The sequence below is a fragment of the Mycobacterium toneyamaense genome (genome assembly GCF_055384815.1).
This window is the reverse complement of sequence record NZ_AP040333.1, coordinates 3,644,803-3,663,686: the sequence shown is the minus strand read 5'-3', so window position 1 is coordinate 3,663,686 and position 18,884 is coordinate 3,644,803. Positions and strand designations below refer to the sequence as shown.

17 protein-coding genes are annotated in these 18,884 nt (G+C 68.0%); 7 read left to right on the top strand and 10 right to left on the bottom strand.

The genetic code is table 11. The features are described from left to right. Positions 1-6: 6 nt before the first annotated feature. The 4 genes from ACZ5IQ_RS17675 to ACZ5IQ_RS17660 are packed head-to-tail and all read right to left on the bottom strand — an operon-like array spanning position 7 to position 2,418. Positions 7-504 (bottom strand): O-acetyl-ADP-ribose deacetylase, encoded by a 498-nt coding sequence (locus ACZ5IQ_RS17675; RefSeq protein WP_464480048.1) that lies wholly within the window; start codon positions 502-504, stop codon positions 7-9. Positions 505-520: 16 nt separating this feature from the next. Then, positions 521-742, bottom strand: coding sequence for a DUF167 domain-containing protein (locus tag ACZ5IQ_RS17670; protein ID WP_133427747.1), 222 nt, complete (start codon positions 740-742; stop codon positions 521-523). A gap of 36 nt (positions 743-778) precedes the next feature. Beyond that, a complete protein-coding gene (locus ACZ5IQ_RS17665) occupies positions 779-1,981 on the bottom strand; it encodes a lipid-transfer protein (RefSeq protein ID WP_020103273.1) in 1,203 nt (400 codons plus the stop codon). Continuing rightward, positions 1,978-2,418: a Zn-ribbon domain-containing OB-fold protein gene (locus tag ACZ5IQ_RS17660; protein WP_406784329.1), complete on the bottom strand. Its 441-nt coding sequence runs from the start codon at positions 2,416-2,418 to the stop codon at positions 1,978-1,980. Before ACZ5IQ_RS17660 ends, ACZ5IQ_RS17665 begins: the two co-directional genes overlap by 4 nt. A 118-nt stretch (positions 2,419-2,536) precedes the next feature. Here ACZ5IQ_RS17660 and ACZ5IQ_RS17655 point away from each other — a divergent pair, with 118 nt between their 5' ends. Together ACZ5IQ_RS17655 and ACZ5IQ_RS17650 are read left to right on the top strand one after the other, a co-directional pair. Continuing rightward, positions 2,537-3,103 (top strand): TetR/AcrR family transcriptional regulator, encoded by a 567-nt coding sequence (locus ACZ5IQ_RS17655; protein ID WP_133427717.1) that lies wholly within the window; start codon positions 2,537-2,539, stop codon positions 3,101-3,103. Further along, the gene (locus tag ACZ5IQ_RS17650) at positions 3,100-4,539 is read left to right on the top strand and encodes an FAD-dependent monooxygenase (protein ID WP_133427716.1); all 1,440 of its coding nucleotides are present in this window, start codon (positions 3,100-3,102) and stop codon (positions 4,537-4,539) included. The genes ACZ5IQ_RS17655 and ACZ5IQ_RS17650 overlap by 4 nt, the downstream gene beginning before the upstream one ends. Here ACZ5IQ_RS17650 and ACZ5IQ_RS17645 read toward each other — a convergent pair. Beyond that, complete coding sequence (locus ACZ5IQ_RS17645; RefSeq protein ID WP_133427715.1) at positions 4,534-5,673, bottom strand: FAD-dependent monooxygenase; 1,140 nt, start codon at positions 5,671-5,673, stop codon at positions 4,534-4,536. The two genes, ACZ5IQ_RS17650 and ACZ5IQ_RS17645, sit on opposite strands and share 6 nt — an antisense overlap. A gap of 70 nt (positions 5,674-5,743) precedes the next feature. Here ACZ5IQ_RS17645 and ACZ5IQ_RS17640 point away from each other — a divergent pair, with 70 nt between their 5' ends. Continuing rightward, on the top strand, positions 5,744-6,631 hold the full coding sequence (locus tag ACZ5IQ_RS17640; RefSeq protein ID WP_133427714.1) for a LysR family transcriptional regulator: 888 nt from the start codon (positions 5,744-5,746) through the stop codon (positions 6,629-6,631). Between the two features lie 58 nt (positions 6,632-6,689). Next, entirely contained in the window at positions 6,690-9,350 is a 2,661-nt protein-coding gene (polA, locus tag ACZ5IQ_RS17635; RefSeq protein WP_464481481.1) for a DNA polymerase I, read from the top strand. A gap of 2 nt (positions 9,351-9,352) precedes the next feature. Here polA and ACZ5IQ_RS17630 read toward each other — a convergent pair whose 3' ends face one another. Beyond that, entirely contained in the window at positions 9,353-9,985 is a 633-nt protein-coding gene (locus ACZ5IQ_RS17630; protein WP_135357891.1) for a LysE family translocator, read from the bottom strand. 35 nt (positions 9,986-10,020) lie between these two features. Continuing rightward, on the bottom strand, positions 10,021-11,118 hold the full coding sequence (locus tag ACZ5IQ_RS17625) for a PrsW family intramembrane metalloprotease (protein ID WP_135357902.1): 1,098 nt from the start codon (positions 11,116-11,118) through the stop codon (positions 10,021-10,023). A gap of 259 nt (positions 11,119-11,377) precedes the next feature. Here ACZ5IQ_RS17625 and rpsA point away from each other — a divergent pair, with 259 nt between their 5' ends. Together rpsA and coaE are read left to right on the top strand one after the other, a co-directional pair. Further along, a complete protein-coding gene (rpsA, locus tag ACZ5IQ_RS17620) occupies positions 11,378-12,817 on the top strand; it encodes a 30S ribosomal protein S1 (protein WP_061006315.1) in 1,440 nt (479 codons plus the stop codon). A gap of 76 nt (positions 12,818-12,893) precedes the next feature. After that, entirely contained in the window at positions 12,894-14,072 is a 1,179-nt protein-coding gene (coaE, locus tag ACZ5IQ_RS17615; RefSeq protein ID WP_464480047.1) for a dephospho-CoA kinase, read from the top strand. Here the strand turns inward: coaE and ACZ5IQ_RS17610 are convergent. The 3 genes from ACZ5IQ_RS17610 to ACZ5IQ_RS17600 are packed head-to-tail and all read right to left on the bottom strand — an operon-like array spanning position 14,069 to position 16,424. Next, positions 14,069-14,650 carry a hypothetical protein gene (locus ACZ5IQ_RS17610; RefSeq protein WP_406784322.1) on the bottom strand — a complete coding sequence of 194 codons (582 nt, stop codon included), beginning with the start codon at positions 14,648-14,650 and terminating at the stop codon, positions 14,069-14,071. The two genes, coaE and ACZ5IQ_RS17610, sit on opposite strands and share 4 nt — an antisense overlap. 11 nt (positions 14,651-14,661) lie before the next feature. Beyond that, on the bottom strand, positions 14,662-15,168 hold the full coding sequence (locus ACZ5IQ_RS17605; RefSeq protein WP_082762149.1) for a ribonuclease FAU-1 family protein: 507 nt from the start codon (positions 15,166-15,168) through the stop codon (positions 14,662-14,664). A gap of 56 nt (positions 15,169-15,224) precedes the next feature. Continuing rightward, positions 15,225-16,424 carry an IS110 family RNA-guided transposase gene (locus ACZ5IQ_RS17600; RefSeq protein WP_133426027.1) on the bottom strand — a complete coding sequence of 400 codons (1,200 nt, stop codon included), beginning with the start codon at positions 16,422-16,424 and terminating at the stop codon, positions 15,225-15,227. A gap of 259 nt (positions 16,425-16,683) precedes the next feature. Here ACZ5IQ_RS17600 and uvrB point away from each other — a divergent pair, with 259 nt between their 5' ends. Beyond that, positions 16,684-18,855 carry an excinuclease ABC subunit UvrB gene (gene uvrB / locus ACZ5IQ_RS17595; RefSeq protein ID WP_138249705.1) on the top strand — a complete coding sequence of 724 codons (2,172 nt, stop codon included), beginning with the start codon at positions 16,684-16,686 and terminating at the stop codon, positions 18,853-18,855. Positions 18,856-18,884: the final 29 nt, after the last annotated feature.

Genomic DNA, 18,884 nt, shown 5'->3' with positions numbered 1-18,884 from the left:
GGGGCGCTACGGCAGCTGCCGCCTGATCCGTGCGTGGATATCGTCGCTGAACGCCACGAATCTGACGTCAGTGACGGCGGTATCGGTGGCGGAGGCCGTCTCGACCGCAATCGCGATCGCGTCGTCCAGCGGCCAGCCGTAGATTCCCGCACTGATCAACGGGAAGGCCACGCTCCGCGCGCCCAGCTCGTCGGCGACTTCGAGGGAACGCCGGTAGCAGGACCGCAGCAACTCTGGATCGCGTTGGCCCGCGCGGTAATTCGGCCCGACGGTGTGGATCACCCACCGGGCCGGGAGATTGCCCGCGGTGGTCCAGCCGGCATCGCCGGTCCCCAGGCCGTGCGGGAAGCGCTCGATGCAGTCCTGGAGAACCGCGGGCCCGCCGGCCCGGTGAATGGCGCCGTCGACGCCGCCGCCACCGCGCATCGCGTTGTTGGCGGCGTTGACGATCGCGTCGACGTCCTGCTGTGTGATGTCGCCGAGGACGGCGGTGATGCGGGGCATGGCTGCAGTATGCGCGTTACTCGTCGATCCGAAACCGCTTGATGCGCGCCGCTGCGCCGGACACCAACTCGACGCGCGACTTCGGCACCTCGAAATGCTCGGCCAGCACCCGGATCACCGCGGTGTTGGCCTTGCCGTCGACCGCCGGTTCGCGCACGTACACGACCAACGTGCCGTCGTCGTCCGTCTCGACCAACGGCCCCTTGCGGCTGCCCGGCTTGACCCGGACCGAAATCATCACCGGTCGAGTGTCCCGCACGTTCGGCGGGCAGCGTCAGCGCGCGACGATCACCGACGAACCGTGCCCGAACAGGCCCTGGTTCGCGGTCACGCCCACGCGGGCACCTTCGACCTGGCGGCCGGTGGCCTGACCCTTCAGCTGCCAGGTCAGCTCACACACCTGCGCGATGGCCTGGGCCGGGATGGCCTCACCGAAGCACGCCAGACCACCCGAGGGGTTGACCGGCACGCGACCACCGATGGTGGTGGCACCAGAGCGCAGGAGCTGCTCGCCTTCACCCTTGGCGCACAGGCCCAGGTGCTCGTACCAGTCGAGCTCCAGCGCGGTCGACAGGTCGTAGACCTCCGCGAGGTTGACGTCGTCGGGACCGATGCCGGCCTCGGCGTACGCGGCATCGAGGATCTGATCCTTGAACACCCGTTCCGGTCCGGCGATGGCCGCGGTGGAATCCGTTGCGATGTCCGGCAATTCGGGCAGGTGCTGCGGGTACTGCGGCGTGACGGTGCTGATGGCCCGCACCGACGGCACACCGTCGAGCGAGCCGAGATGCTTGCGTGCGAAGTCGGCGCTGGCCACGATCAGCGCGGCGGCGCCGTCCGAGGTGGCGCAGATGTCCAGCTGCCGCAGCGGGTCGGAGACGACCGGGCTGGCCAGCACGTCCTCGACCGAAGCCTCCTTGTGGTAGCGGGCATTCGGGTTGTTCAGGCCGTGCTTGGAGTTCTTCACCTTGATCTGGGCGAAGTCTTCGGAGGTGGCGCCGTACAGGTCCATGCGGCGGCGGGCCAGCAGGGCGAAGTACACCGGATTCATGGCGCCAAGCAGGTGGAAGCGCTGCCAGTCGGGGTCGTTCTTGCGCTCGCCGCCGACCGGGGCGAAGGCACCCTTGGGCGTGGTGTCGGCGCCGATGACCAGCGCGACGTCGCAGAAGCCGGCCAGGATGTGGGCGCGGGCGCTCTGCAGGGCCTGCGAACCGCTGGCGCACGCGGCGTAGGACGAGGACACCGGCACGCCGTTCCAGCCCAGCTTCTGGGCGAACGTCGACCCGGCGATGAAGCCGGGGTAGCCGTTGCGGATGGTGTCGGCACCGGCGACCAACTGGATCTGACGCCAGTCGAGGCCGGCCTCGGCCAGCGCGGCCCGGGCGGCGACGACGCCGTACTCGGTGAAGTCGCGGCCCCACTTGCCCCACGGGTGCATGCCCGCACCGAGGATGTACAGCGGCTCAGGCGTGCTCACTTCGCAATCTCCCAGGCATAGGTGGTGCGCTCGACACCGTCGGCATCGGTGTACAGCGGCATGGTGGTCAGTTCCATCTCCATGCCGACCTTGAGGTCCGCGGCGAGTGTGCCCTCGACGACCTTGCCCAGCACGATGAGGCCCTCGGCCTCCAGCTGGACAGCGGCGATGGCGAACGGCTCGAACGGGTCGGCCGCCGGGTACGGCGCCGGCGGGGGATAGCGGTTCTCGGTGTAGCTCCACACCGTGCCGCGGCGCGACAACGCGACGGGCTCGAGCACGTCGCTGTCACACGCCGGGCTGGGGCAGTTGTTGGCGCGAGGCGGGAAAACGTAGGTCCCGCACTGCGGGCACTTGGCCCCGATCAGGTGTGGCGCACCGTTTTCGTCGGTGTCCCACCAACCTTCAATTGCCGGCTGACTACCGGCTTCCGTCACTCCTGGCACGAGCTCAGCGTAGCTGCCAATAGCCCTGAAACTGAAACGTGTTGCAGTTTTATCCCGGCAGCCGGGAAAACCCATTGAAGTGTACGGAACGGTTTCGTACACTTCTGCCATGGTTCGAGGGATGGCGCGGGAACAGGCGGTGCTCGCAGCGACGGCCGAGTTGCTCGTCGAACGGGGCTACGCGGCATTGACCACCGATGCGGTGGCCGTGCGGGCGGGTGCCAGCAAGGCGACCATCTATCGCCGCTGGCCCAACAAGGCTCAGCTCGTCCGGGCCACGCTCGACGCCGCGGACGCCGCCCGGAACGCATCGATGCCGGATACCGGGGCGCTGCGCAGCGACCTGTTCGCCGTGATGGACGCCGTCGCAACGGATGTCGCCGACCCGTTGACGCGGGTCACGGCCGAACTCGCGACGCTCATGCGGCACGACGACCAACTCGCCGAGGCCCTCCGTCAACACCTCGACAAAGAGGAGCTGTCGCCGTTCCACGACGCGCTCCAGCGCGCCATCGCGCGGGGTGACATCGACGCCGACGCCGACGTCGAGCTGATCCACGACGTGGCCGAGGCAATGATCCTGCGGCAGATGCATCTCGACCGCCCCGTCGACACGGACTTCAGTACGCGACTCATCGACAACGTGCTGCTGCCCCTGCTGGGCGGTGCCCGATGAGCGTGGTGGTCGCGGGCGCGGGACCGACCGGACTGACCCTCGCCATCGAGCTGGCTCGCCGCGGTGTGCCGGTGCGCGTGCTGGACCGGGCTCAGACGTTGTTTCCCGGCTCGCGTGGCAAGGGACTGCAACCGCGCACCCTCGAGGTGTTCGACGATCTGGGCGTCATCGGTGCGGTGCTGGCGGCGGGCGAGCCGTTTCCACCCATGCGGCTGTACCGCGGCGCCGAGGTGGTCTGGACCAAGCCGATCTACGAGCTCTTGGGCCTGCCCGAACTCGCGGCCACGCCGGCCGTGCCGTATCCGTTCACGTGGCTGATCCCGCAGTGGCGGACCGACCAGATTCTGGCGGCACGTTTCGTCGAACTCGGGGGCGTCATCGAATTCGGCACCGAGGTAACAGGTTTCGCGCAGGACGACGACGGCGTGACCGTGCAGACCGACCACGGTCCCGTCCGCGCCGATTACCTCGTCGGGGCCGACGGCGGTCGCAGCACGGTGCGCAAGGTGTCCGGCGTCGAATTCCTCGGCGGGGCGCTGACCGAGGAACGCATCATCGTGGGTGACGTCCGGGCCAGCGGGCTCGACGGCCGGTGCTGTCACCTGCTGACCCGTGACGGTGACCAGGCCACGCGGTTCTCGCTGTGGAATCTGGCGGGTACCGAGCACTTCCAGCTGGTGGTGACGATGGCGCCGGGCGCGGACCCGCCCGCACTGACCCTGGGCGGGATGCAGGAACTGCTTGAACAGCGCTCCGGGCGCCGCGACGTGGAGCTGTCGGACCTGCGGTGGATTTCGGAGTACCGCGTGAATCTGCTGATGGCGCAACGGTTCCGGATGGGCCGGGTGCTGCTGGCCGGCGACGCCGCCCACGTCCATTCGCCGGCCGGGGGACAGGGCGTCAACACGGGCGTGCAGGACGCCTACAACCTCGGCTGGAAACTGGCTGCCGTGCTCGCGGGCGCACCCGATGAACTGCTGGACAGCTACGCCGCCGAACGGATGCCGGTCGCGGCCAACGTGCTTCAGCTCAGTGGTGCGCTGCACCGTCAGGGCTTCGCCGCGACCGGACCGGCGCCGTCCGCCATTCATCAGCTGGACATCAGTTACCGGGGCGGGCCCCTTGCGGGTGAGGTACGCGGGCCGGGCGTGCTCCAGTCCGGCGACCGCGCACCTGACGGCCTGTTGCCCGACGGTCGCCGGCTGTTCGACGTCTTCCGCGGACCGCACTGGACGTTGCTCGAATTCGGCAGAGCTGCAGTAGATTTCGGCGTTCCACGAGTGCGCCTGAGCCCCGGACCGGATTACGACGTGCCGGCCGGCTCCTACGTCTTGGTCCGGCCCGACGGCCACATCGCGGCGATCACGGATCAGCCGGAAGCGATCCGCGAACAGCTGCGTCGCTTCGATCCGGTGCGGGCGGGCAGCCCGTCATGACCGGGTGCTCGTCGCGGTCTCGGTCCGGTACCGGGTGGTGACCCGCGCCAGATCCGCCGGCGCCCGCGATGCCCCCGCGACGTGCATCTCGCGGTTGGCGGCGATGACATCGGCGGTCTCGGCGCGCCGGGCCTGTTCGTAGCTCGGGAGCCCGGCGAAGCCGTGGGCCGCCAGTTCGTCGGCGAGCACCCGCGCGTCCACGATCGACTGTGACGCACCGTTGGCCCCGACGGGGTACATCGGGTGCGCGGCGTCGCCGAGCAGCGTCACCAGACCTGCGCCCCAGTGTGGCAGCGGGTCCTTGTCGACCATGGGGTAACTGAACAGCGCCGGGCTGTGGCCGATCAGCGCGTTCATGTCGAGCCAGTCGAGATCCCAGTCGGCGACGTGCGGCAGGACATCGTCGGCGGTCGCGGGTGCGTTCCACCTGGCGTCGCCGTCCACCGGGCCGGGCGGCCCGGTGGGCACCTGCAGCACCCAGTTCACCTGACCGCCGCCGATGGGATACGCGATGAGGTCAACCCCGTTGTCGGCCTTGATGATTGCCATCGTGTGCCCGTCGAGGAACGGCGTGATGTCACTGGCCCCGCGGTACATGGTGATACCGGACGAGAGCAAGGGATCGGGGCCGGGATGCAGCGCCGCGCGCACGACGGAGTTGATGCCGTCGGCGCCGACGAGGGCCGAGCCCGCGACCGGGCCGGCCGCGGTGTCCACGACGACACCGTCGGCGCGCTGCCGGAATCCGGTGACGCCGCAGCCGGTGCGGACCGCGTCGGCGCCGAGACGTGCCCGCACCGCGTCGAGCAGCATCATCTGCAGCCGCCCGCGGTGCACCGACAGCTGCGGGTGGGCGTCGCCTGCAGCCAGTCCACGGGGTTCGGTGAACAACAGCTCGTCGCGATGGGTGTAGAAGCGGATCGCTGACGGGGCCACGGCCATGGCGGTCAACGCGTCACCGAGGCCGAGCTCGGTGAGTTCGCGGACGGCGTGCGGCAGCAGATTGATTCCAACGCCCAACGGCTGCAGGTCATTTGCGCGTTCCAGCACGAGTGCGTCGAAACCGCGCGTATGCAGGGTCAAGGCTGTGGTGAGTCCGCCGATACCGCCGCCGGCGATGAGTACTGGTGTCATGACTCCAGCCTCGGTGCGGCACAACCATAAGTCCAATATCGATGTACTCCACAAACTATAATCAAAGCTTATGGAACTACGGCAGTTCGAGTACTTCGTCGCCGTCGCCGAGGAAGCCAACTTCACCCGCGCCGCTGAGCGCATCCACGTCGCGCAACCCGCGGTCAGCGCCCAGATCGCCCGGCTGGAGGGCGAACTGGGCGAGCCGCTGTTCGACCGCGCCCGGCGCGAGGTTCGGTTGACGGCCGCGGGACAGGCGGTGCTGCCGCACGCGCGGGCGGCCCTCGCGGCGGTGGCCGATGCGCGCACCGCGGTGGCCGAATTGAGCGACCTCGTGCGCGGCTCCGTGACCATCGGCACGGTCACCGCGCATGACGTCGACATGCCGAGCCTGCTGGCCCGGTTCCATGAGGCCCATCCACACGTCGACATCACCCTCGGCACCGCCAATTCGGACGCGTTGATCGAGGGGATACGCACCGGGCAGCTGGACGCCGCCATCGTGTCGGTCGGCGCCGCGCTGCCGTCGGGGCTCGCTGCCGTCGTCGTGACCGATCAGCCGATCGTGGCCGCCGTCGCCCTCGACGACCCGTGGCATACGCGGCGGGCCCTCCGGTTGGCGGAGCTGGCCGGGCGTGCCGTCATCGCGCTGCCCGTCGGCACCGGCATCCGGCACCAGTTCGACGGCGCGTGCGCCGCCGTCGGCGTCGACGTGCACGTCGCCTTCGAGGCGAGCACACCGCAGGCGCTGGCCGACCTCGCCGCGCGGGGGCTGGGGGTCGCCGTGTTGCCGCAAGCGATGGTGCGGTCGCGTAGTGATCTGCACTTGATCAAGCTGACGCCGGCACTGCGGGGGCGGCTGGTGTTCGCGTGGCGGGCCGGTGGGCCGATGAGCCCGGCGGCCCGGGAGTTGGTGAACATGGCGCGGCGGTTACTGGCTGTCGGTGGGGCTGAATAGAGTTAGAGCCGTGAGCCCCACCGCAACGGACGCCCCGCCCACCACCAAGCCCACATTGATGCTGCTGGACGGCAATTCACTGGCGTTCCGAGCGTTCTACGCGCTGCCCGCCGAGAACTTCAAGACGCAGGGCGGGCTGACCACCAACGCGGTGTACGGCTTCACCGCCATGCTCATCAATCTGCTGCGCGATGAGAAGCCGACGCACGTCGCGGCGGCCTTCGACGTGTCCCGCCAGACGTTCCGCAAAGAGAAGTACCCGGAGTACAAGGAGGGGCGGGCCGCCACGCCCGACGAGTTCCGGGGCCAGATCGACATCACCAAAGAGGTGCTGGGGGCGCTCGGCATCACGGTGCTGGCCGAAGACGGCTTCGAGGCCGACGACCTGATCGCCACGCTGGCCACGCAGGCTGAGGCGGAGGATTTCCGGGTGCTGGTCGTCACCGGCGACCGCGACTCGCTGCAGCTCGTCACCGACGACGTGACGGTGCTCTACCCGAAGAAGGGCGTCAGCGACCTGCACCGCTTCACCCCCGACGCCGTGGTGGAGAAGTACGGCCTCACCCCGACGCAGTACCCGGACTTCGCGGCCCTGCGCGGCGACCCGAGCGACAACCTGCCCGGTATCCCCGGTGTGGGGGAGAAGACCGCGTCCAAATGGATCAACCAGTACGGCTCGCTACAGGCGCTGGTCGACCATGTCGATGAGGTCAAAGGCAAGGTCGGCGACTCGCTGAGGGCCAACCTCTCCAGCGTCATCCTCAACCGTGAGCTGACGGACCTGGTCAGGAACGTGCCGTTGGCACACACCCCGGAGGCCTTGCGGGTGCAGCCGTGGGACCGCGACCGCATCCACCAGCTGTTCGACGACCTGGAGTTCCGGGTTCTGCGGGACCGGCTGTTCGACACCCTGTCGCCCGTGGAGCCCGAGGTCGAGCTCGGCTTCGACGTCCGTGGCGGACTGCTCGAGCCGGGCACCCTGGCGGCCTGGCTCGCCGAGCACAGCAACGGCAGCCGCTTCGGCATGGCCGTCGCGGGCACGCACAAGGCCTTCGACGCCGACGCGACCGCGGTGGCGATCGTGTCGGCCAGCGGCGAAGGCGTCTACATCGACACCGCGCGGCTGGACGCCGAGGATGAAGCGGCGCTGGCGTCGTGGTTGGCCGATCCGGGTCCGCCGAAGGCGCTGCACGAGGCGAAGCTGGCGTGGCACGACCTGCTCGGCCGCGGCTGGCCGCTCGCCGGTGTCACTTCCGACACGGCACTGGCGGCGTATCTGGTCCGTCCGGGGCAGCGCAGCTTCGCCCTCGACGACCTGTCGGTGCGGTACCTGGGCCGCGAGCTACGGGCGGAAACCAAAGAGGAGCAACAGCTTTCGCTGCTCGACGACCCCGATGAGGTCGACGACGCCGCGGTCCAGGCGCTGATCGTGCGTGCCGCGGCGGTCGGCGATCTGGCCGACGCGCTCGACGTGGAACTCGCCAAGATCGACTCGCTGGCGCTGCTCGGGCAGATGGAGCTTCCGGTACAGCGCGCCCTCGCCGAGATGGAGAACGCCGGCATCGCCGTCGACATCGAACTGCTCGGCCGGCTGCAGAGCCAGTTCTCCGACCAGATTCGCGACGCCGCCGAGGCGGCCTACGCGGCGATCGGTGAGCAGATCAACCTGGGCTCGCCCAAGCAGCTGCAGGTGGTGCTGTTCGACAAGCTCGAGATGCCGAAGACCAAGCGCACCAAGACCGGCTACACCACGGATGCCGATGCGCTGCAATCACTTCTGGACAAGACGGGCCACCCGTTCCTGCAGCATCTGCTGGCGCATCGTGACGCGACCCGGCTCAAGGTCACCGTCGACGGACTGCTGAACGCGGTCGCGTCCGACGGCCGCATCCACACCACCTTCAACCAGACCATCGCCGCCACCGGTCGCTTGTCGTCGACCGAGCCGAACCTGCAGAACATCCCGATCCGCACCGAAGCCGGCCGCCAGATTCGTGAAGCCTTCGTCGTGGGCAAGAACTGGACCGAGCTGATGACGGCCGACTACAGCCAGATCGAGATGCGCATCATGGCGCACCTGTCGGGCGACGCCGGTCTCATCGAGGCGTTCAACACCGGCGAAGACCTGCACACCTTCGTGGCGTCGCGGGCGTTCGGCGTGCCGAGCGAGGAAGTGACCGCTGAGCTGCGCCGCCGGGTCAAGGCCATGTCCTACGGCTTGGCCTACGGGTTGTCGGCGTACGGCCTGGCGTCGCAGCTGAAGATCTCGACCGAAGAAGCCAAGCAGCAGATGGACCAGTACTTCGACCGCTTCGGCGGGGTGCGTGACTACCTGCACTCCGTCGTCGAACAGGCCCGCAAGGACGGGTACACCTCGACGGTGCTCGGGCGCCGGCGTTACCTGCCGGAACTCGACAGCAGCAACCGCAACGTCCGCGAGGCGGCCGAGCGGGCCGCGCTCAACGCGCCCATCCAGGGCAGCGCCGCCGACATCATCAAGGTCGCGATGATCAACGTCGACCGCGCCATGAAGGACGCCGGGCTGAAGTCACGCATCCTGCTTCAGGTGCATGACGAATTGCTGTTCGAGGTGGCCGAGGGCGAGCGGGCCGCGCTCGAGACCTTGGTGCGTGAGCAGATGGGCAGCGCCTACCCGCTGGACGTGCCGCTCGAGGTGTCGGTCGGATACGGCCCGAGTTGGGACGCCGCCGCCCACTAGGGCTAGGCGTCGGCCGCCAACCCGATCCCGAGCGCAACGAGGATCGCGCCCATGGCGCGTTCGATGCGCTGACGAATGTGGGTGCGGCTCAAAATGTTTCGCGCCTTGTCGGCGGCCAGGACGACACCGACGCACCACGAGGTGTCGATGACGAGTTGGATGGCGGCGAGCACCAGCAGCGTCGGCAGCACGGGGCCGCCGGCCGGCAGGAACTGGGGGAGCACCACGATCCCGAAGGCCGCGGCCTTGGGGTTGGCGGCGATCGACACGAGTGCGGCGCGGAACGCCGCGCCCGGGGTGCGGCCGCGCAGCGGCATGGTCACGGCCATGTCGGTGGGGTGTTTCGCACTGCGCCAGGCGCTGATGCCCAGCCAGATCAGGATCGCGGCGCCGACGACGTGCAGCGCCAGCGACAGCCAGTGATTGGCCGTCAGCAGGATCGACAGCCCGCCGCCGCCGGCCAGCGTCCACCCGCAGACGCCGATCTCATTGCCGACGACAGCTGCCAGGCCGGCCTTGCGGCCGTCGCGCACCGAGCGGTGCAGGAACAGTGCCGTCGCCGGTCCGGGCAGTGCGGCCAGGATCACCGACGCGACCAGGAACGCCGGCAGGACGTCGAGAAGGTGCGCGAGCATGCAAGAAGTATCGCTGACCCGGGCAAATCGTTAAGTCAGACCGCGCGGTAGTTGGTCAGCCACTGAAGCACCGGCGCCTGCGCCCGTGTGGCGGTCAGCCAGTACGCCTCCTCGGCGTGCAGCTGATAGGTCCGCTGGTCGGCCAGGCCCCGGTCGATGCGGTCCCGGACGAATGCCAACTCGACGACCTGCACGGCGAATTCCTTCACCGATTTCCCGGCCGGTGCGCCGCCGATCCGCGTCGCCGTCGCGATCGCCGCCTTACGGGTCCGCATCGATCCGAGCCACGTCGCCTCGTTCGGGGAGATCAGGCCGGAGGCGATGAGCCCGGGCAGCTTCTCGGCGACCACCCGCTGCTCGCGGCGGCGGCCCAGCACACCGGTGACGATGGCGAGGGTGAAGATCGGCACCATCCAGAACAGGTAGACGGCGAAGTAGGCGCCGGCGCCGACGACGGTCGAGCCGTTCCACAACATGTGCATGACCACCGCGGCGATGTAGCCGAGTCCGATGTAGAGCACCTTGGCGCCGGCGCTGCGATGCTGCAGCGCGAGGTACACGCCGATGCCGGTCATGCTGGTGAACAGCGGATGTGCGAAGGGGCCCATGATCAGCCGCAGCGCGGCGGTGAGCAGGGAGTGCGCGATGGTCTCGCCCATGGCGATATAGAAGATGTTCTCCAGCCACGCGAAGCCCGCGGCGACGAAACCGGCGTAGACCAGGCAGTCCGTCAGCGAATTGAGTTCGTTGCGGCGCCGGCCGGTCATCATCAGCAGCAGGAACGCGCCCTTGGCGGCCTCTTCGATCACCGGGGCGCCGATGGCCATCGCGGCGAAGCCGTCCTTGCCGAGCAGTGGCGTCGACATGGTTTCCAGGACCACCGAGATGACGACGCTGATGGAGGAACCCCAGATGAACGCGAAGATCAGCAGCCGCGGTGGCTCGGGCTCCCAGCGGTCGAACCACAGGTAGGTCAGCAGCACCACCGCTGTCGCGATGCTGGCCAGCACGAAACCGATGGTCATCCCGATCGGGTTGGTCAGCGTGGTCAGGATCAGGACGCAGCCGATCAGCACGCCCAGGCCGATGATCACGCCGAGGGGCGCACCAACCTTGCGGATTCGCCGCGGCATCGGCGCCAGATACGGATATGGCGGAGGCACGGGCGACGGAGCGGGATACACGACACGAGACTATCGGCGGAACGGCATTCCCGTGCAGTGGAGCAGACCGCGTTTGGCCTGCGTCTACGGGTCTAGTACCCTCGACAAGTACCTGTGTCCACATGGGCTATGGGTGCGCGTGGAGCTTCAGGCGGCAACGCCGCGACGCATCACGAGAAACACAAACCATTTGTCCCTACGATTCAACCTGTCCGGAGCATCCCACCACATGCCAAGTCCCTCCATCACCTCGCCGCAAGTAGCCATCAACGACATTGGCTCGGCCGAGGACTTTCTCGCCGCTATCGACAAGACCATCAAGTACTTCAACGATGGCGACATCGTCGAAGGGACCATCGTCAAGGTGGACCGTGACGAGGTCCTGCTCGACATCGGCTACAAGACCGAAGGTGTCATTCCTTCTCGCGAACTTTCCATCAAGCACGACGTCGACCCCAACGAGGTCGTTTCCGTGGGCGATGAGGTCGAAGCCCTCGTTCTCACCAAGGAGGACAAGGAAGGCCGCCTGATCCTCTCCAAGAAGCGGGCTCAGTACGAGCGCGCCTGGGGCACCATCGAGGAGCTCAAGGAGAAGGACGAGGCCGTCAAGGGCACCGTCATCGAGGTCGTCAAGGGCGGCTTGATCCTCGACATCGGCCTGCGCGGCTTCCTGCCCGCGTCGCTCGTCGAGATGCGCCGGGTCCGCGATCTGCAGCCGTACATCGGCAAGGAGATCGAGGCCAAGATCATCGAGCTCGACAAGAACCGCAACAACGTGGTCCTGTCGCGTCGCGCATGGCTCGAGCAGACCCAGTCCGAGGTCCGCAGCGAGTTCCTCAACCAGCTCACCAAGGGCGCCATCCGCAAGGGTGTCGTGTCCTCGATCGTCAACTTCGGCGCGTTCGTCGACCTGGGTGGCGTGGACGGCCTGGTGCACGTCTCGGAGCTGTCCTGGAAGCACATCGATCACCCGTCCGAGGTGGTTCAGGTGGGCGACGAGGTCACCGTCGAGGTGCTGGACGTCGACATGGACCGCGAGCGGGTTTCGCTGTCGCTCAAGGCGACTCAGGAAGACCCGTGGCGCCACTTCGCCCGTACCCACGCGATCGGTCAGATCGTCCCGGGCAAGGTCACCAAGCTGGTTCCGTTCGGTGCGTTCGTCCGCGTCGAAGAGGGCATCGAGGGCCTGGTGCACATCTCGGAGCTGTCCGAGCGCCACGTCGAGGTCCCGGACCAGGTGGTCCAGGTCGGCGACGACGCGATGGTCAAGGTCATCGACATCGACCTGGAGCGTCGCCGCATCTCGCTGAGCCTCAAGCAGGCCAACGAGGACTACACCGAGGAGTTCGACCCGTCGAAGTACGGCATGGCCGACAGCTACGACGAGCAGGGCAACTACATCTTCCCCGAGGGCTTCGACGCCGACAGCAACGAATGGCTGGAAGGCTTCGAGAAGCAGCGTGACGAGTGGGAGGCCCGGTACGCCGAGGCCGAGCGCCGCCACAAGATGCACACCGCCCAGATGGAGAAGTTCGCCGCGGCCGACGCCGAGGCAGCTGCCCGCCCGGCGACCAGCGGTTCCTCGCGTTCCGAGGAGTCGACCGGTGGCACCCTCGCCAGCGACGCCCAGCTGGCGGCGCTGCGCGAGAAGCTCGCCGGCAACGCCTAAGTAGTTCAACGACAAATGCCCCGGCCCATTGGGTCGGGGCATTTGTCGTTGGTGGGCCCCCGATATGGTGTCGAGCGTGCTTCGTATCGGACTGAGCGGCGGCATCGGCGCCGGAAAATCCACTGTGTCATCGACCTTCGCGGCGGAAGGCGGCATCATCGTCGACGGTGATGTGATCGCCCGCGAGGTGGTGGAACCCGGCACCGAAGGGCTGGCCGCCCTGGTGGCGGCCTTCGGCGCGGACATCCTGCTGCCCGACGGTTCGCTCAACCGGCCGGCGCTGGCCGCGGTGGCGTTCAGCGACGAGGAGAAGCGCAAGACCCTCAACGGCATCGTGCACCCGCTGGTCGGCAAGCGCCGTGCCGAGCTCATCGACGCCGCGCCGGTGGGTTCGGTTGTGGTGGAAGATATTCCGCTGCTCGTCGAGTCGCAGATGGCGCCGCTGTTCCCGTTGGTCGTCATGGTGCACGCCGACGAGGACGTGCGGGTCGCGCGGCTGGTCGAACACCGCGGCTTCTCGGAGGCGGACGCCCGCGCCCGCATCGCGGCGCAGGCGACCGTCGAACAGCGACAGGCCGTCGCGGACGTCTGGCTGGACAACCACGGCAGCGCCGACGAACTGGCGGCCGCGGCCCGCGAGCTGTGGGAGCAGCGCATCGTCCCGTTCGCGCGCAACGTGCAGGCCGGCGTGCCGGCCAGTGTCGTACCGGCCGTGGTGTCGTACGACGAGACGTGGCCCGAACAGGCCCGCCGCATCGTGGCCCGGCTGAACACCGCATGCGGCCACCGGGCGGTGCGGGTCGACCACATCGGGTCGACGGCGGTGCCGGGCCTGGACGCCAAGGACGTCATCGACATCCAGGTGACGGTGAAGTCGCTCGACGTGGCCGACGAGCTCACCGATCTGCTGCTGGCCGCCGGCTACCCCCGGGTCGCGGACATCACCGCAGACGTGGCCCACACCGACGACAAGACGTTGTGGCAGAAGCGCTTTCACGCGTCCGCCGATCCCGGCCGGCCGACCAACGTGCACATCCGGGTCGACGGCTGGCCGGGCCAGCAGTTCGCCCTGCTGTTCCCGGTGTGGCTCGCCGCCAACCCCGACGAGCGGGTCGAGTACCTGGCGCTCAAGCACGATGCGATGGCTGCCGCGCCAGCTACCAGCGGCGAGTACGCCGACGCCAAGGAGCCCTGGCTCGCCGGTGCGTACCGACGGGCCTGGGCCTGGGCCGACCAAACCGGTTGGCGCCCTTAGTGTGCGACCGGCGTCGCGGGCGCGGCCGGGGTGGCCGGGGTGCCCGGTAGCTCAGCGCTGTACTGCTGGCTGGGATCGAAGTCGGTCACCGAACCGCAGCTGAGCACGCCGTAGCCGGGGTCCTGGCGCTGCGGCGTCAGGCGCGGGGCGACGAACTGGTCGGCCTGGGCGACGATCTCGTCGTCGACCAGGATCTCGCAGTGCAGGCTGGCCGAGTACGGCCATTGGATCGACACCTGCATGCCGGCGTTCGCCGCGTTGTTCAGCACGGCCGAGGCTTCGAACGATTCGCCGGGGAGCAACGAGGGCGTCGCCGAATTGAGCTGCGTATCGGTGAGCCGATAGGTGATCAGCGTCCCGCGGGACACCCCGTCGATCCGGGCCCGGTAGGTGACGTTGTGCGGTCCCGCGCTGGGCGGTGCGCTGTCGCCGGCCGGAACCGCCGGCGGTGCGGGCGGGGCCGGGGGAGCCGGGTCGGCAGCTGCCGTCGTGGCGAGAAACAGGGAGGCGCTCGTGGCCACTGCGGTGGCGCACGCCAGCGATGCCGCGGCCAGTCGTCCGCGCCCGATCGATGTCATGGTTGTTGACATTACCCGTCGCGCCAGGTCAGTGACATACCGAGACTGGCTAGCCAATTGTTCAGCTGGTAATTGTGCTGAGCCAGCCCTTCGATGGCGGCCGTCGCCGTCGTGATGGCGCGTTCACCGTCGTCGGTGCTCAACAGGTGGTGACGCACCGCGTCGAGAAGTTCGTCGACGTCCTCCAGTTCGACACTCTTGCCCGACCGGACGACCAGGTCGAGGTAGTGGTCCTCGGATGTCCAGGCCTGCTCGCCGGCGGTGAACCGGCCGACATCGAGATAGAAGTCCTGGTCGCGTTCATGTCCCGGATTGAAATGGAAGACGCTGGCCCGCAGGCCGATCGACGGCAGCAGCCACGACTCCAGGTAGTGGAACTGTGGGCGGCCGGGGGTGGGGCGCGCCATGTACAGGCCCCACGGCTCGACCCGGTACACGTCGACAGCCCGCACGATGCCTTTGGGATCGGTGTTCGTGCGGGCGGCCAGGTCGAACGTCTCGTGCTTGGGTGCGTGGATGGCGCCAGCGTACGCGCTCGTCCGGCGACCGGCAGCGCCTGATGCTCCTATTGGTGTCAAGCAGCTTGGAGCCATGATCTGTATTGATCAGCCAGGGCGTCGTCGCGTTGTAGTCCGCGTTCGATGCGGGAGATGACGGTGGGCCAGACGCCGAAGTGGTTCGCAGCGGCGGTGACGGTGATGTTTTTGGATTGCCGGGCTGGCCGTAGGTCGTTGTATTCAGGTACTGCGATCTGGCGGGTCAGGAGTTTGAAGACTTCGCGGGCGATGGCCCGTTTGAGTTTGCGCAGGATCTCCATTTTGTTGTGGCCCTTGGCGAGCTGTCGTTGCACGTAGTCCTTGGTCGACTGGTGACTGGACATGCGCACCAGGGCGATGCGGTGCAGCGCGTTGTTGGCGGCGCGGTCACCGCCGCGCGATAGGCGGTGCCGGTTGGTCTTACCCGAGGACGCCGGCACTGGCGCGGTGCCGCACAGAGCGGCGAACGCGGCTTCACTGTGCAGCCGGTGCGGGTTGGCTCCGGCGGTGATCAATAGCTGGGCGGCGGTGTCCGGGCCGACACCGTAGGCAGCGCGCAGGCCGGGGTTGGCCTTGGCGACAAGGGCATCGATCTGCGTTTGCAGGGTTTCGGCTTGGGTTTCGAGGAATTGCACGCGTTGGGCGAGCATCTTGGCCGCGGTGAGCAGCGACTGTGCCCACGTGTCGGCCACAGTGTCGGGGCGGCAGCGGGCGATGGCCTCGATCAACTTCAATGTTGTTAAGCCACGGTACTTTTCACGCACCGCATCCGGCGCCGATATCAGCATGGCTTTGATCTGGTTGATCACCGCGGTGCGGTGCTTGACCGCCGAACGACGAGCGATGTGCAGGGCACGCAATCCGGTGGTGGCATCGTCTTTGGGGGTGGCCAGGCCCTCGCCGGCCAACACGGTGCGGGCGGCGCTGTACGCGTCGAGCGGGTCGGATTTTCCTTTGAGTCGGCGGGTGGACTTGACCGCTCTCGTCACCTCCACCACCTCGATCCCCGCGGCGGTTAAGGCCCGGGTGAACCCGGCGCCGTAGCTGGCGGTGCCTTCCACACCGATGCGCACAATGTGGCCCAGTGTCATGAGGAATGCGATCGCCGCGGCGTACCCGGCGCCGGTGGTGGGGAACTCCTTGTCGCCGAGGGTGGCGCCGGTCGTGGTGATCGCGGCGACGTGGATGGTGTCGAGGTGGGTGTCCGCACCGGCGACGATGAGCGCAGATTCTGTCAAGATGATGGTGTCCCTTCTGACCAGCGTTGGGCGGGGCACACACCGGCCAGGGCGGGCAGACAAGACATTGATGAGGAACGGCCAGGCTCCTGATTAAGTCATGTCCGTCCTGTCCGGTGTGAACAAGACGCGCACCACACGGGCCGGGCAAATCAGGTTAAAGACAACCCAGTAGGGCGTCAGTCAGTGCCAGAGCCACGACCCGCGCGGTAACGCTCTTCCATCATCAATGTCGGTGCCCGCCTCTACCCTGGTACTCATGGCCTTCGCGACCGAATACCCCGTCCTCGCGCACTCGGAATACCGGCCGGTCGACGCCATGGTGCGGGCCGGCGGGCGCTTCGAAGTGGTCAGTCAGTACGAACCGGCGGGTGACCAGCCGGCAGCCATCGACGAACTCGAGCGCCGGATCTCCGCCGGCGAGCGCGACGTGGTGCTGCTCGGTGCCACCGGCACCGGCAAGTCCGCGACCACCGCCTGGCTCATCGAGCGGCTGCAGCGCCCCACCCTGGTGATGGCGCCCAACAAGACGCTGGCCGCCCAGCTCGCCAACGAGCTGCGGGAGATGTTGCCGCACAACGCCGTCGAGTACTTCGTCTCGTACTACGACTACTACCAGCCCGAGGCGTACATCGCCCAGACCGACACCTACATCGAGAAGGACAGCTCGATCAACGACGACGTCGAGCGGCTGCGGCACTCGGCGACGTCGAGCCTGCTGTCACGCCGCGACGTCGTGGTGGTGGCCTCGGTGTCCTGCATCTACGGCCTGGGTACCCCGCAGTCGTACATGGACCGCTCCGTCGAGCTCAAGGTCGGCGACGACGTGCCGCGCGACGGGCTGCTGCGCCTGCTGGTCGACATCCAGTACAACCGCAACGACGTGGCGTTCACCCGCGGCTCGTTCCGGGTGCGCGGCGACACCGTCGAGATCATCCCGTCCTACGAGGAACTGGCGGTGCGCATCGAGTTCTTCGGTGACGAGGTCGAGGCGCTCTACTACCTGCACCCGCTGACCGGCGACGTGGTGCGCAAGGTCGACTCGTTGCGCATCTTCCCGGCCACCCACTATGTGGCGGGTCCCGAGCGCATGGCCATGGCCATCTCGACCATCGAGCAGGAGCTGGAGGAGCGGCTCGCCCAGCTGGAAGGCCAGGGCAAGCTGCTGGAGGCGCAGCGGCTGCGGATGCGCACCAACTACGACGTCGAGATGATGAAGCAGGTCGGGTTCTGCTCGGGCATCGAGAACTACTCGCGGCACATCGACGGCCGTGCCGCCGGTTCGGCACCGGCGACGCTGCTGGACTACTTCCCCGAGGACTTCCTGCTGGTCATCGACGAATCCCACGTGACGGTGCCGCAGATCGGCGCCATGTACGAGGGCGACATGTCCCGCAAGCGCAACCTCGTCGACTTCGGGTTCCGGTTGCCGTCGGCAGTCGACAACCGGCCGCTGACCTGGGAGGAGTTCGCCGACCGCATCGGTCAGACGGTCTACCTGTCGGCGACGCCCGGTTCCTACGAGATGGCGCAGTCCGGCGGCGAGTTCGTCGAGCAGGTCATCCGGCCCACGGGCCTGGTCGACCCCCAGATCGTCGTCAAACCGACCAAGGGCCAGATCGACGACCTCATCGGGGAAATCCGCAAACGCACCGAGCGCGACGAGCGCGTGCTGGTCACCACGCTGACCAAGAAGATGGCCGAGGACCTCACCGACTATCTGCTGGAAACCGGCATCAGGGTGCGCTACCTGCACTCCGAGGTCGACACGCTGCGCCGCGTGGAGCTGCTACGCCAGTTGCGGCTCGGTGACTACGACGTCCTGGTCGGCATCAACCTGCTGCGTGAGGGCCTGGACCTGCCCGAGGTGTCGCTGGTGGCGATCCTCGACGCCGACAAAGAGGGCTTCCTGCGCTCGACGCGAAGCCTGATCCAGACCATCGGTCGCGCGGCGCGCAACGTGTCCGGCGAGGTGCACATGTACGCCGACAAGATCACCGACTCCATGCAGGCGGCCATCGAGGAGACCGAGCGTCGCCGCGCCAAGCAGATCGCCTACAACGAGGAGAATGGGATCGACCCGCAGCCGCTGCGGAAGAAGATCGCCGACATCCTCGACCAGGTGTACCGCGAGGCCGCTGATACGGAGGATGCCACCGAGTCCGTTCCGGTTGGCGGTTCGGGCCGCAATGCCTCCCGCGGTCGCCGGGCACAGGGCGAGCCGGGGCGCGCGGTCAGCGCCGGCATCGTCGAGGGCCGCGACACGGCGAACATGCCGCGTGCCGAGTTGGCGGACCTGATCAAGGACCTCACCGCGCAGATGATGAACGCGGCCCGGGACCTGCAGTTCGAGCTCGCCGCCCGCATTCGTGACGAGGTGGCCGACTTGAAGAAGGAGCTGCGCGGGATGGATGCGGCCGGGTTGAAATGAGCGGTCCTTGACCTCAACCGCGGTTGAGC